The sequence below is a fragment of the Senegalimassilia faecalis genome (assembly GCF_004135645.1).
In the GTDB taxonomy this organism is placed as follows: domain Bacteria; phylum Actinomycetota; class Coriobacteriia; order Coriobacteriales; family Eggerthellaceae; genus Senegalimassilia; species Senegalimassilia faecalis.
In genome coordinates, this window is record NZ_SDPW01000001.1 from 1,738,955 (window position 1) to 1,752,202 (window position 13,248).

Below are 13,248 nucleotides of genomic sequence, written 5' to 3' on the forward strand. Positions count from 1 at the left end.
GCCCGCCAGGACCGAAAGGTCTTGGCGGGCCTTCCTTTTTCAGCCTCCCAGATTATCGCCTTACTATTGCGAATATCGATTCGTGTTCTTATAAAATGGCTTTTGACCTGCGCATATAGTATACGCGGCCTGCGCCATCCCGCGCTGCGAGCACGTCAAGGAGAGGATCGGGCGCCTGCCCGCAAGCTTCGCGGCCGATGCCGGCTACGGCAGCGAGGAGAACTACGCCTACGTCGAGCGCGAGGGCGCAGACGCCTACGTCAAGCACAGCGAGCTCTTCCGCGAGTGCCGCAACGAGAAATGGCGCGACGACGAGATGGGGGTCGCCAACTGGGCGCACGACGAAGAGTCCGACGAGCACGCCTGCCCGGAGGGCCGGACGCTTGCCTTTTGCGGAGAATCGCGGCGGGTGTCGGACCTGGGCTACGAGAGCGCGGTGCGGACATACGAGCGCGAGGACTGCTCGGGCTGCTCCCGCAGGGCGAGGTGCTCGAAGTCGGCGGACCCGGATTTCCCGAAGCGGATCCAGGCGAGCCCGGCCTTGAACGCCTTCAAGAGCCGCGCCGGCGAGATGCTGCGCACGGAGGCGGGGTCCGCCTTGCGGAAGAGGCGCTCCGTCGACGTGGAGACCGTGTTCGGCGACGTCAAGAGAAACCTCGGGTTCACGAGGTTCACGATAAGGGGTGTTAGCGTCAATATATTTTTCACCATTTTCACCAACGTATTTTCGCCAATCGCGCCAACGCGGATGCGCCGGATTCGCCAACGCTGATGCGCCGCTTCCGGCGTCTAGGCGCCCTCCTCCTTCCCGTCCTCACCGCCGATGGATACGTCCTTCAGGCGATATGACCGTCCCGTTATCTTGATCATCGCGCAATGGTGGCAAAGCCTGTCGGCCACCGCCGAGGCCGTGACGTTGCTGCCGAACACGTCGCCCCACCTGCCCACCGGCACGTTGGTCGTGACGATGGTCGACCGCTTGAGCGCGTAGCGCCTGTTGACCAGCTGGAACAGCAGGTCGGCGCCCTCCTTGCCGATGTCGAGGTAGCCGAGCTCGTCTATTATCAGCAGGCTGCAGTGCTCGTAGAACCGCATCCTGCGCGCCAGCGCCTCCTTCGCCGAGGCGTGCTTGAGGTCCTCGACCAGCCTCGAGCAGTCGGCGAAGTACACCTGCTTGCGGGCCATCACCGCCTCGTGGCCTATGGCTATCGACAGGTGGGTCTTGCCGACGCCCGGGCTGCCGACGAGCACGACGTTGTCGCCGCGGTCGATGAACTCGAGCGTGGCCAGCTGCTCGACCAGCCCGCGCGGCACGCTCGGCTGGAAGCCCCAGTCGAAGTCGGCCAGCGTCTTTATGTAGGGGAAGTTGGCCATCCTCGTGCGGCGCTCGTCGTCGGCGCGCCGCTTGAGGGCTATCTGGGCGTCGGTGAGCTCGAGCATGGCGTCGACCAGGCTCTTCCTCCCGTCGGCGACGAGCCTGACGTACTCGGGCACCGACGACGCCATGCCCTCGAGCCCCAGCTCCTCGAGGTTGGCCGCCAGGCGGTTGAGGGGGCTGGCCTGCACGGCGGCGCTCACAGCGAGCCCCCTATCGAGTCGAGCAGGCCGAGGTTGGCCGCGGCGGCCGCCTCGATGTCGCCGGCGGCGTCGCCGAACCACCGCTTGCCGGCCATGGCCTCGGCGTAGTGCGCCGGGTCGTAGGCCGGCCCGCCCGCCACGTGCGTCGCCACCAGCTCGCCGCCGACGTAGCAGTCCATCGCGCCGCCGGGCATGCAGACGATGCGGGCGGGCCTGCCGATGCAGCGCCTGGGCACCGACATGGGCTCGCCGTGCGCGCTCACCAGCATCGTGGCCGGCACCCTGGCCACGCGCACCACGTCGCCCATCGCCTCCTCGAGGGCGCGCAGGTTGCCGACGGGCAGCAGCGCGTCCTTCTCCTCCATGAACAGCGCGGAGGGCGGCAGCCCCGTGGTCTCGTTGGGCTCGGAGTTGCTGGCGTCCTCGATCCGCGCGACGATCTCGTCGATATCGTCCCAGCCGTCGAAGTCGCCCTGGTAGGCCATGAGCCGCGACAGGAAGCGGTTCGACGACTCGACCTTGCCCTTCGTCTGGGGGCTGCGCGGGCGGCACAGCTTCAGCTCGAAGCCGGCGGCCTTGGCGAACTCGTATGCGCGCTGGACCTTGAGGCGCCTGCCGCCCTTGATCGTCACCAGGGCGGACATGTTGTCCGTGACCCACTCGCGCGGCACGCCGCCGAGCCTCGCGATCGTGGCGTACATGCACCTGACCAGGTCGTCGGTCGTCCTGGTCCTCGACCGGATGAATATGTGCCTGCGGGAATGGCCCAGCGTCGCCGCGAACACGTTGAACTCGAACAGCTCGCCGTCGCGGTTTGCCATCTTGACGGACTCCTTCCAGTCGAACTGCAGCTGCAGTCCGGGCGGCGTCTCGAAGCGCGGGTGCGGCTCCGGGCCCCCGGAGGCCCCGACGGCGATGCCGTTCTTGCGCATGAACTGGGTGAAGGCGTTGTAGCCGGCCAGGTCCTCGCCGGGATACCTGTGCAGCAGCCACTCGTGGATGCCCTTCTTGGTGACTCCCGGCAGTTGCGCCTTGGCTGCCACCTCCTCGATGTGCGCGTCGAACGAGCCCGCCCTGTCGCCGCGCCCGTCGTGGGGCCGCCCGCCCTCGGCCCTCCAGTACGACGCCACGGTGTGCCTGTCCTTGCCGTAGCGCTTCGCTATGTCGCTGAAGTTGGGCTTTATGCCCGCTTCCCTGTACATGTCCAACTCTCCGATCAGGTTCTTCTCCGCCACGGCCCGCTCCTCCCGAAAGCATCGTTCGCTCGTCGATCGAAGCGTAAGTCCCGGCGTTGGTGGAAATGGTGAAAATGCGTTGGCGCAAATGGCGGGATTGCGTTGGCATGATTGGTTATTGAGCGTTGGTCAAAATGGTTGTTTTTACAGTAGCGCTAACACCAGGTCGAGGTCCTTGGTGGCCCTGAAGTCCTGCCCGGCCTCGCCGAACAGCAGGTCGCAGGCGCCGCCGCCGATCAGGACGTACTCGCCGTCGTGGCCCGCGAAGCGCTCCTTGAACTTATCGATTCCCCTCATGATCGCCTCCAAGCACCCGGGTCAAAACGTTCTCGATCTCGCCCGCGACGCGCGGGTCGTCCCTCTCGTCGGCGGGAAGGGACAGGATGGCCGAAAGCGGGTCGACCGCGCATCCCGGCGCCGGCACGGGCTCGTAGCGCAGCACCTGCACCACGCACGCGGGATTCTCTGGCTCGTCGAGGCCGGCGTCGCGCGCGCCGGCCGCCAGCCCCAGGGCGCGCTCCTGCGCTTTGGTCGCGGCGAAAGTCGGCCAGGGGTCGTCCTGCAGCATCGAGAGCCCGCACAGCGCCGAGATCCCTCCCAGCGGGAGATCCATGTCGGGCACGCGGCCCAGGCGGTGCTCCCTCGCGACCGGGCTCGACATGCGCGGCTCCAAGCGACGCCACATCGCCATCTTGTCCCTGCCGGGGCGCAGCACCCGCCGCCGACCCTCGGCGGCGACGATCGAGGGGTCGGCGGCCGCGAGCTCGTCGAATGCGCGAGAGGCGGTCATCTTCGCCGCGCCGAGGAGGCCTGCCGCCTGGGTGACGCTGGCGCCGTCGAGGTCGCCGTAGAGCGCCATGAGCGCGAGGCGCTGCGCCTGGGGCGAGAACGTGCCGACGTCTGTCTGCCGCCTGTCGCGCGCGTGGCTGCTTCCGCTGCTCAGCGCGATTCCCAGGAACGGCAGGTACACCTGCTTGTCCGGGGCGATGAAGGGCAGGCCCGCCTCGAGCATCCGCCCGACCCTGTAGCCCGTGGCGTCCTCGAGGGCGAAGGCCACGGGGGTCCCCAGGGCCGCCTCCAGGGCGTCGCGGTGCTTCGCCATGGTCTTCACCGTCGGGCTTTCAGCGGGGGAGGCCACGGCGAACGGCACGCCGAAGGCGGTCCACCGCTCCAGGGAGTACAGCCCCCTCAGGTAGAGGGGGAGCCCCGAGGCGTCGACGGGCTCGCAATCGACTCTCGTGTGCAGCGTCTTCTCAACGTGTTCCCTCATGCTCCGCCTCCTCATGTAACTAAACAATTATCAATGTACCATTATGAATGGTACATAGCAAATCAATTAGTTACATTTAATGACGCCTTGCGGGCCCTCGTGGTCTTTCGGAATCGCGATGCGTCTAGCAGGGCGCTCCGCTCGTTTTTCCCTGCGTTTTCGTCTCGACAAAAGAGATATCTGCTCATGCCCGCGGCATTCGGCAGGCTTGTCGAATGCCGCGGGCAGTAGCGGGCAGTAGCGGGCAGTAGCGGGCAGGCACTTACCTCCCGCTTGCTCGATAGTACCGCCTTGGGTCGTGCTGGTTTGATCCGACCCATTCGAGAAGTCCTTTTTCGGCAAGGCGCTTCAGGGTCTCCGTCGCCTTTACCCTCCCGACCCCCGTTTGCTCCATGAGCTCTTTTCTCGCCACGCAACCCGAGTCGTGCGCAATCTGCATGGCGACCTTCTCGGTTTCGCTGAGTTTTTCGAGGGAACCGGGGGAGGCGGCGTCTGTTGAACTGATGGCCGCGGCGTCACTCGTCTGTGCCCCGGGACGCTCGAAGCGTATTACGGTTGGGTTGACGTCCTGGCGGTAGCTGAATGCCACGCCAGCGGCGTCGCGCGCCCTCTTGATGCGCGGTATGCCGGTGCCGTACTGCTCGATCATGCCCGATCTGAAGAGCACCTGCGCGATGTTCGGGTTGCGCTGCTTGGAGTCGCCGCCCGATCCCTCGAGGTGCCTGTCGGGGGAGTCGCCCTCGGGGAACAGCCCGGGGCTCACTATCTCGATGAAGTCCATGTAGACGTTTACCTGAACGGACGTGCCGGTCGTGTAGTCGCGGTGGCAAAGCGCGTTTGCTTGCCCCTTCCACGTTTTCATGCGCCTTAATGCCCTTTGTGAAGAATCGTCCCATTGGGAAACGGGTCCCAATGGGACGATTTTGGCATCAGGCATAGGGGAAATCGGTGCGTGCCGTGCGTTTGAAGCTATGTGCTATTCCGATTCTCTAATGCGTCCCAGGCGGCTCGAAATGCTCCATCGAAATTGCTGGCAATCCTCTCCACCTGCGCAAAATCCCCGTCCTGCCTTGCGTTTTCGTCTTGGCAAAAGGGATGTCCGTAGTCGGACCGCGCCCCGCGCTGCCTTCTGAGGTTGCAACCTATAACGACTACCAACATCAGCGCTTACTGGTTAAGCCTGGTTTGACTTGCTACTGGCAGACTCGTCGCAATCGCGACTCCATCACCTTCGATGAGTGGGTCGAACTCGACCTTTGGCCAGGTCGATGTCGAAGAAGGGGTGCAGCCCGGACGACTCGGCGATGGAGGGATTCTTCGGCAGGCTCAAGAATGAATTCTTCCACCGTCGGGACTGACCGGGCGCGACGGTACCCGAGTTCTGCCGAATGCTCGACGCCTATCTGAGATGCTGCAACGAGGAGCGGCCGAAAGAGAAGCTGGGATGGCTGAGCCCGATGCAGTACCGCAGAAGCTTAGGGCTGGCCGCATAGCCGGTCCAAAGAAACGTCCGCATCCCCTTACCTTGGACGCTATCGAGGAGACCGACGAGGAATTCCGCATCGGCGCCATGGCCGCCCTGCGCCAGATGGAAACCCACGCCGGCCTTGACGCCTATTCCTGCGGCGCCATCAAGGCGGCGTTCCAAGACATCGTTGGCGTGCAGTTCCGCAACGGCGCTACGCCCGGCGGGAGCCTGTGGCGTCGCATGGGCTTCTCCGACATCGTCACGGCATTTCTTGCCATGGACAGCTACGTCGAGTTGCACGAAGGCGGCATCGTGCCTCTGGAATGGTTTGTGAACATGCCCTACGACAAGGACATCCTCGTGCGCCTCATCGTCAAGAAGCGCGCCGGCGCGTTCGCGTACCGGGCCGTGCGCAAGCAGCGCACCGACCTTCTCACGCTCAACTGCATGGCGGCGAAGCTGGGCGACGAATACCGCGTGACGATGGGCGCTCGCCCGGGTCGTGCCGTGCTTCTGCGCGACGACCAGGACATCCTTGCCGACGGCATCAGCGAGGCAAGCACCGCGGCGTTCGCCGAGCATGCCGCGGGAAGCATCCGCGTTTCCGGGAACATGTGGGGCAGCGTCGAGTATCGCCGCGCGCTCGCGCCCGTGCTCGTGCGCCGCGCCCTGCTGATGTTGGGGGAGGTGCGTTAGATGGAGGTCAAGATCAAGCTGAACAGCAAAACGGTGGTCGACGACGTCTCCGCCGACATGCTGTTCATCGATTTCGTGCGCGCTCACGGGTGCAAAAGCGTCAAGCGCGGCTGCGAGACGTCCGCGTGCGGCTTGTGCACGGTGATGCTCGACGACGTGCCCGCGCTGTCCTGCTCCACGTTAGCCGCCCGCGCCGACGGCCGCAGCGTCTACGCGCTGGAAGGCCTGCAGGCCGAGGCGTCGGAGTTCGTGGGCTTCATCGCCGATCAGGGCACCGAGCAGTGCGGTTTCTGCAACCCCGGCTTCGTTATGAACACCATCGCGCTGCTGCGCGAGAACCCCGATCCCACCGACGACGAGATCTTGGCGTACCTGAGCGGCAACCTGTGCCGTTGCTCGGACTACGTGGGCCAACTGCGCGGCATCCGCGCCTTCTTGGATGAAAAGCACGGCAAGGAGGTCGAGCGTGGATAAGCCTGAATACCGCTCCGTGGGCAAGTCGGTCCGCAAGAAGGACTCGCTGCAGCTTCTGCTGGGCAAGCCCGTCTACACTGAGGACATCGCGCCCGACGCGCTGGTGGTCAAGCTCCTGCGAAGCCCCCATGCCAACGCCATGGCGAAGGCCATCGACACGTCCAAGGCGAAGAAGGTGCCTGGCGTGGTGGACGCGTACACCTGGGAGGACGTGCCCGACCAGCGCTTCTCCAACGCCGGGCAGACCTACCCCGAAACCAGCCCCTACGATCGTCTGGTCATCGATCGGCACGTGCGTTTCGTGGGCGACGTGGTGGCCATCGTGGCAGCCGAGAGCGAGAAGGCGGCGCAAACGGCCCTTTCGCGCATCAAGGTGGAATATGACGTGCTGGAGCCCGTCCTGGATTTCCGCACCGCGAAGGACAACCCCGTGTTGGTGCATCCCGCGTTCGTCACCATGAAGACGGGGCGTCCGGCCCTGTGCGTGTTCTCGCGCAAGGAATCGCAAACCTGCGGGTCGCCGCGCCACGAGATGGAGGTCAAGGTCCGCCTGGGCGCCAACGAAGACGGCCGCATCCGCGCGCTCGAGGTTACCACGCTGTCGAACTCGGGCGCCTACGGCGAGCACGGCTGGGCCACGGTCGGCCTGACCGGCCACAAGTCCATCCCGCTCTACCCCGGCTCGCTCGAGGCGTTCAAGTTCGACGCGAACGTGGTGTACACGAACATGCAGCCGTCCGGCGCGTGCCGCGGCTTCGGTGCCACGCAGGGCCAGTTCGCCGTGGAGAGCGCCGTCAACGAGCTGGCGGCGAAGCTGGGTCGCGACCCGGTGGAGCTGCGCGAGCAGAACATGGTGCGCGAGGGCATGGCGATGCCCGCCTACTTCGGCGAGGTGGCCAACGCCTGCGCCCTGGACCGCCGCATGCAGCATTGCAGCGACATGTTCGGGTGGAAGGAGAAGTTCCCCGTACGCGACATGGGCAACGGCAAGGTGCGCGCCGCCGGCATCGCCATGTCCATGCAAGGTTCGGGTATCTCCGGCATCGACGTGGGCTCGGTCACCGTCAAGCTCAACGACGACGGGGGATACATGCTGCTCATCGCCGCGGCCGACATGGGCACGGGTTGCGACACCATCCTGGCCCAGATGGTCGCCGAGCATATGGAATGCCCCGTGGAGGCCGTGAGCGTGTTCGGTGCGAAGTCCATTAGCGAGATCGTCATGAACACGCCGGCTCCGGCGTTGGCGCAGGCCATCTAACGGGCAACGGGCGTGTGGCATCGCGAGCTGCCCATCCTTCCCGAGCGCATTTTGTTGGCGAAACCTGAGGAGTAAGCATTCTAAGCAGCTTGCTACATATCCAGCGTGGGCTTACGGCCATCATCGGCAGTGGCGGCAAGTCCACGCTTTTGCGCGCCTTGGCCGAGGAGCTGTCGCGCGATGCGCGCGTGATCGTGGCCACCAGCACGAAGATGCACGTGCCCGACTGGTGCCCCGTGGTGCTGGGCGCGTCGCTCGATGACGTGCGGATGGCGCTTTGCGAAGCCTCCATCGTGTGCGCGGGCTCCATCCATCTGCCCATGGGGAAGCTGGCCGAGCCGCGGGCGGCGTTTTCCGACCTGGTCTGTTCGGCGGACTATGTGCTGGTGGAGGCGGACGGGGCGAAAACGCTCCCGCTGAAGGCGCATGCCGAGCACGAGCCGGTCATCCCCGCGTGCGCAGGGCGGACGGTGTGCGTGGTCGGGGTCGACGGCTTAGGCGCCCCCCGTCTTGCAGACGTGCCACCGTCCGCAGCGATTCGCGCAGCTGGCCGGCGTTTCCGTCGACGATGCGGTCACGCCCGAGGCGGTGGCGGCGGTGCTGCGCGCCGAGGGGCTTCATGACGTGGTTTTGATCAACAAGGTGGAGACCGCCGCCGACTGGCGGGCGGCGCAGCGCATCGCGGCGCTATGCGAGACGCCGGTGGTGGCGGGAAACCTTTGGAGGGACGATCTTCGATGTTTGCGGTGATCCGCGGCGCCGGCGATATCGCCGGCGCCATCGCGCCGCGCCTTGTGCGATGCGGCGCTTCCGTGCTTATGACCGAGATAGAGCAGCCTTTGACGGTACGCCGCACCGTTGCCTTCAGCGAAGCTGTTCGCGTGGGGAAAGCCCAGGTGGAAGGTGCGACGGCCGTGCGGGCGCAGGACGTTTCCCATGCCTTGGGGCTGCTTTCCGGCGAAGGGGTCGTCCCCGTTCTGGTGGACCCCGCGTGCGCGTGCGTCAAGGACGTGGCGCCCGACGCGGTGGTCGATGCCGTGTTGGCCAAGCGCAACCTGGGCACTTCCATGGATATGGCGCCCATCGTCGTCGGGGTCGGCCCGGGCTTCACCGCGGGCGTGGATTGCCATGTCGTGGTGGAAATCGTGCGCGGGCATACCCTGGGCCGCACGCATTACGAGGGGTCGGCGTTGTCGAACACCGCGGTCCCCGGCCTTGTGGGCGGCTTTGCGGGTGGCGTGCTTGAGACCATCCTTCATGTAGGCGGAACGTTTTCGGCTCGATAGGGCGTGAGGCGTTAAGCTGCTGCGATGGCCTGCCACAATCTGGCGAAGGCGTCGCGCTAAGCCGCGCCATCGGGAGATGGCGTCGGGCGCGAAGGCGCATCAGGGTGTTCCGGCCATGGCGGCGGATCGATCACCGTCATGTCAAGGCGAAGCGTTTGGGCGATAAGCGTTGCAAGCTCGTCGTCGGTGATGTCGGGCTTGGCCTTCATCATCCCCGCTAACCCGAATATGAGCAGGCCGAACGTTTCGGGGATCAGCTGGATCTCGATGGTTCGGTACGCCATGTACTCGGACACGATGTAGTTCTGGATGCATGTCACCACCTCGCGGACGGCCTGCGTGGCGAAGCGGTCGCGCAGGCCGAGCTCCTCGAGCACGGAGAACATCGGGCGAGGGTCGCCCGATGCGGTGTAGAGCGCGCGTCGCAGCATGGACACGCAGTTTTTCAGTTCCGAGGGGGTTTCGCCGAACGCGCGCAGCTCGTTCCAGGTGGACACGCTTTCGACCAGATCCTCAAGATAGTCCTCGATCACGGCGTCGGTGACGGCTTGCTTGTCGGGGAAGTAATAGTACAGAAGGCTGCGCGCCACGCCGGCCTTGCGTGCGATGGCGGCCATGCTGGTGGCGGCGACCCCTTCGGTTTCGTAAAGCTCGCGCGCCGCCAACATGATGTCGCCGGCGGTGCCTTCAAGTCGTGCGCTTTGCCTGACCTGCCGCGTGACGGGGTGCGGCAGGTCAGGATCGAATCCGGGTAACGGCTTGCTGTCCAGTGCAGACACGGGGCTCCTTCGCATGTTGGGAAGCCGCCGCGCTGCGTGCGCTAAGGCGCGGTTCGCTGTAGATCAGCGGTTTTCCTCGACGACCTCTCGATAGCTCTTCGTGTCATTATAGAGCTCGTCTTTAAGCGGGTTAAGGCGCCGTGCGCGGATTCGGCGTAGCTGGTAGGCGGCAAGGGCCGCATTGGCGATGAGCGCCACCAGGCTGACGGCGAAGAACGCGTTCGGGTTGTGGGTCGTGGGGATCTCGGCGAATGTTACGGGCGCTCCACCAGGGTTTTGACGCGGCCCTTCTCGTCCCATGCGGCCGCGTAGCCGAACTCCTCCAGGTTAGCCAGCGCTGCCTCGCGTTGACCCTCGGGAACGTCGATGCTCTCGAGGTACACCCTGCGGAAGCGCGGGTTGTCGATGTAGAGCTCCTGCTTGAAGGGGTTGCGCTTCTTGCCGAAGATCGTGTAGGCCTGGTAGATGAACACGCCCGCGTTGAAGATGAGCGCGATGACCGAGATGGTCATGTGGGCTGCAGGGTTGTTGGTGGAATGGACCACGAACGCCGGATGCAGGAAGAACCAGGGGATGGTCATGGTGACGATCATGTTCACGGCAAGCGTGCGGACGCGGTGCTGTGCGTAGGCGCCGCGCTTGATGAAGAACGCCGGGATGGTGCAGGCTGCCAGAAGCACCAGGCCGCAGTACATGGAGCGGTCGGAGACGCTGTTGTAGGTGTAGGCGAAGTTCCACAGGTCGTAGCCGATGATCCAGAACCACAGCTGATCGGGCCAGACGTAGTCCTTCTTCTTACCGCGGCTGACGATGATGCCGAAGAAGCCGCAGATGCAGATGGCGTTCAAGATGCCGGCGATGCCGTTCATGACGTTCCACGGGCCGCCGACCACCATGTAGCCGTCAACGATGCCGTTGACGCCCGTGAGCTGGAAGTCGCGGATACATGCCTCAAGGATGTTGATGGCGAAGATGATGGGCGGTATGCAGACGATGTACTTCTTCTGGAAGGCGGGGAAGTAGACGATCAGCCAGCCCAAGACCGCTCCGGCTAAGCACGAGTAGGTCTTCACCCACTGGAACCAGGTGCCGGCGCCCGTGCCCTCGACCGCGGTATGGGGCCAGACGAAGACGGTCAGAACGACCGGTAGCGCGATGAATATGACCGCGCCGACCCATTTGTTCAAGCGCGATAGCTCGTTCATGCCGATCAGAAATGCCAGGTACAGCAAAACGCTCACGCACGCCGTTGCCGATAGCGGCTCGTAGAAAAACATGGTGAATCCCTCCTCCTTGTATGCTTGCAGGCCGTCCGGGGCGCCGTTCGGCACTCTTGCGATGGCGTGCATCCGGCTTCGGCCCGCTCCCTTCGGTGAGAGTGTAGCAAGGGCTTTTTCCGTTGGTTTGACGGTTCGCTCTTGATTCGTCAGGGATGGGCTTCGACGGCAAGCGGCTGTTTTTCGCCGGGAAACGTGATTGACGGAACGGTAACGGTTGGAAAAATCTGTGCAGAAAAAGGCATTGATTGGTATGCGGAATGAACAGGGTTTCGCTGGAAAATACGCGCGAAACATAAGGATTATGGGATCGGGCAATCATTTTTCCGCTTAGATTCCCGGGATTCAACCGATAGAAGCCGGCAACGAATTTGCTGAAAATCGATTGACAATGACAATCGTCGTCACGTTTAATGCGCTGAGACGCAAGTCGTGGGAAAACGTATTTGCGCAACCTCATTGAAGGCTGTCAACAGAAAGGGTATTGCCATGGCGGATAACGTGGTAGTGGCAAGGAACACCGAGAACGCACCGAAGTGCCCGATGTGCTCTCAGACCGTCGCTTTCTCCCATTACAACAACCTCTCGGCCCAGCTGCCCGTCGATCCTAGGACCGGCGCTATCGTCGAGGGCGGTGTCAAGGAGCAGGCAGAGCAGTGCTTCCGCAACATCGCAGCCATCGTTGCGAGCATTGATCATGACCTGAACGACGTCGTTCGTGTCACCATCTTCGTCAAGGACATCATGGACCTCGACGCTGTGGAGAGGGCTTACAAGTCCTTCTTCACCACCTACGTGCCCGCCCGCACCATCGTTGCCGTCAACGATCTGCCCATGGGCGCCCTGGTCCAGGTTGAGGCTCTGCTCACCAACGGCGAAGGCACCATCCCGAACGAGCCTCAGGCCGGCGATCTGGTCAAGTACGCCAACAACACCCACAACGCCCCGTTCGACGCAATGTCCACGCAGTCCGTGGCGTTCTCCCACTACAACAACATCACCGCTCAGCTGCCGATCGATCCGGTTTCCAACCAGATCGTCATGGGCGGCGTGCAGGAGCAGACCGCTCAGTGCCTGAAGAACATCAAGGCCGTCCTGACCGCCATGGATGTTCCGTTCGACGATATCGTCAAGGTCACCGTCTTCCTGAAGGACCTCGGCGACGTCGAGGCCATGAACGAGATCTACAAGCGCTTCTTCCCGGATTCGGGCATCGCCCGCGCCGTCAACTACCTGCCGGCCCGCACCGTGGTCGAGGTCGCCGACCTGCCGCAGCATGCGCTCGTGCAGATCGAGGCCGTGTGCTCCCACGGCGACGGCACCCCGCCGCAGGCCGTCGAGGCCCGTCATGGCCTGATCATCGAGGCCAACAACATCGCCGACGCTCCGAAGGACGAGCTGTCCTCCCAGACCGTGGCGTTCTCCCACTACAACAACATCTCCGCCCAGCTCGGCATCGACCCGGCTACGGGCGCGCTGGTCGCCGGCGGCGTGAAGGCCGAGACCGAGCAGGCTCTCAAGAACATCAAGGCCATCATCGAGAGCGTCGACCATGCCCTGGAGGACTGCGTCAAGGTGAACATCTTCGTGAAGGACATGAACGACATGGACGCCGTCAACGAGGTGTACGCTCGGTTCTTCCCCGAGGGAACCCCCGCTCGTCGCGTGGTCGGCGTTGCGAACCTGCCCATGGGTGCCGCCATCCAGATCGACGCCATCTTCGGCAACTTCGAGGGCACCCCGCCGATCGCCTAACGAATCATCTGCGGATCCTTGTCGATCATCGGTCAACCGATGGTTTTGGAAAGGGAACGGGTTTTCGCCCGTTCCCTTTCTTGCATTTGGGGAAGGTTTGAGCGCGGGCGCGCGTTGCGGCTATGGATGGCTGATAGCTTGAGCGTACGGTGGGGGTGGGGCGGGCGCG

General features: G+C 64.2%; 15 protein-coding genes and 2 pseudogenes. 9 read left to right on the forward strand and 8 right to left on the reverse strand.

Annotation, left to right across the window (positions count from 1 at the left end):
• The first annotated feature begins 316 nt into the window (after positions 1 to 316).
• Positions 317 to 772 carry a transposase gene (locus ET524_RS07330; protein WP_129424561.1) on the forward strand — a complete coding sequence of 152 codons (456 nt, stop codon included), beginning with the start codon at positions 317 to 319 and terminating at the stop codon, positions 770 to 772.
• A 17-nt stretch (positions 773 to 789) separates the two neighbouring features.
• Here ET524_RS07330 and istB read toward each other — a convergent pair whose 3' ends face one another.
• From istB to ET524_RS07350, 5 genes are all read right to left on the reverse strand, one after another.
• Positions 790 to 1,578: an IS21-like element helper ATPase IstB gene (gene istB / locus ET524_RS07335; RefSeq protein WP_129423107.1), complete on the reverse strand. Its 789-nt coding sequence runs from the start codon at positions 1,576 to 1,578 to the stop codon at positions 790 to 792.
• Complete coding sequence (gene istA, locus ET524_RS07340) at positions 1,575 to 2,813, reverse strand: IS21 family transposase (protein ID WP_118449093.1); 1,239 nt, start codon at positions 2,811 to 2,813, stop codon at positions 1,575 to 1,577. The genes istB and istA overlap by 4 nt, the downstream gene beginning before the upstream one ends.
• A gap of 144 nt (positions 2,814 to 2,957) precedes the next feature.
• Positions 2,958 to 3,110, reverse strand: a complete 153-nt coding sequence (locus ET524_RS11725; RefSeq protein WP_201738716.1) for a hypothetical protein — start codon at positions 3,108 to 3,110, stop codon at positions 2,958 to 2,960.
• Positions 3,094 to 4,083, reverse strand: a complete 990-nt coding sequence (locus ET524_RS07345; RefSeq protein ID WP_129424563.1) for a hypothetical protein — start codon at positions 4,081 to 4,083, stop codon at positions 3,094 to 3,096. Before ET524_RS07345 ends, ET524_RS11725 begins: the two co-directional genes overlap by 17 nt.
• A gap of 262 nt (positions 4,084 to 4,345) precedes the next feature.
• Complete coding sequence (locus tag ET524_RS07350) at positions 4,346 to 4,945, reverse strand: ATP-binding protein (RefSeq protein ID WP_161566628.1); 600 nt, start codon at positions 4,943 to 4,945, stop codon at positions 4,346 to 4,348.
• A 233-nt stretch (positions 4,946 to 5,178) separates the two neighbouring features.
• Here ET524_RS07350 and ET524_RS11945 point away from each other — a divergent pair.
• The 7 genes and pseudogenes from ET524_RS11945 to ET524_RS07380 all read left to right on the forward strand — a co-directional run.
• A pseudogene (locus ET524_RS11945) lies at positions 5,179 to 5,283 on the forward strand (sugar transferase); the annotation flags it as partial.
• Positions 5,284 to 5,339: 56 nt separating this feature from the next.
• Positions 5,340 to 5,576, forward strand: a pseudogene (locus ET524_RS11950) (IS3 family transposase); the annotation flags it as partial.
• Positions 5,528 to 6,247 (forward strand): FAD binding domain-containing protein, encoded by a 720-nt coding sequence (locus tag ET524_RS07360; RefSeq protein WP_161566629.1) that lies wholly within the window; start codon positions 5,528 to 5,530, stop codon positions 6,245 to 6,247. The pseudogene ET524_RS11950 and the gene ET524_RS07360, both read left to right, overlap by 49 nt.
• On the forward strand, positions 6,248 to 6,721 hold the full coding sequence (locus ET524_RS07365; RefSeq protein WP_129424569.1) for a (2Fe-2S)-binding protein: 474 nt from the start codon (positions 6,248 to 6,250) through the stop codon (positions 6,719 to 6,721).
• On the forward strand, positions 6,714 to 7,982 hold the full coding sequence (locus tag ET524_RS07370) for a xanthine dehydrogenase family protein molybdopterin-binding subunit (protein ID WP_201738718.1): 1,269 nt from the start codon (positions 6,714 to 6,716) through the stop codon (positions 7,980 to 7,982). Before ET524_RS07365 ends, ET524_RS07370 begins: the two co-directional genes overlap by 8 nt.
• A gap of 89 nt (positions 7,983 to 8,071) precedes the next feature.
• Positions 8,072 to 8,605, forward strand: coding sequence for a selenium cofactor biosynthesis protein YqeC (yqeC, locus tag ET524_RS07375; protein ID WP_161566630.1), 534 nt, complete (start codon positions 8,072 to 8,074; stop codon positions 8,603 to 8,605).
• Between the two features lie 114 nt (positions 8,606 to 8,719).
• The gene (locus ET524_RS07380) at positions 8,720 to 9,268 is read left to right on the forward strand and encodes a hypothetical protein (RefSeq protein WP_129424575.1); all 549 of its coding nucleotides are present in this window, start codon (positions 8,720 to 8,722) and stop codon (positions 9,266 to 9,268) included.
• Positions 9,269 to 9,324: 56 nt separating this feature from the next.
• On the opposite strand, the gene ET524_RS07385 is transcribed toward ET524_RS07380, so the two are convergent.
• The 3 genes from ET524_RS07385 to ET524_RS07395 form a co-directional block, all read right to left on the reverse strand.
• Complete coding sequence (locus ET524_RS07385; protein WP_201738719.1) at positions 9,325 to 10,047, reverse strand: TetR/AcrR family transcriptional regulator; 723 nt, start codon at positions 10,045 to 10,047, stop codon at positions 9,325 to 9,327.
• A gap of 63 nt (positions 10,048 to 10,110) precedes the next feature.
• Positions 10,111 to 10,347, reverse strand: a complete 237-nt coding sequence (locus ET524_RS07390) for a DUF5692 family protein (RefSeq protein WP_201738720.1) — start codon at positions 10,345 to 10,347, stop codon at positions 10,111 to 10,113.
• On the reverse strand, positions 10,302 to 11,324 hold the full coding sequence (locus ET524_RS07395; protein WP_129424579.1) for a DUF5692 family protein: 1,023 nt from the start codon (positions 11,322 to 11,324) through the stop codon (positions 10,302 to 10,304). Before ET524_RS07395 ends, ET524_RS07390 begins: the two co-directional genes overlap by 46 nt.
• Before the next feature lie 489 nt (positions 11,325 to 11,813).
• On the opposite strand from ET524_RS07395, the gene ET524_RS07400 reads away from it, so the two are divergent.
• Complete coding sequence (locus tag ET524_RS07400) at positions 11,814 to 13,079, forward strand: RidA family protein (protein WP_129424582.1); 1,266 nt, start codon at positions 11,814 to 11,816, stop codon at positions 13,077 to 13,079.
• Positions 13,080 to 13,248 lie beyond the last annotated feature (169 nt).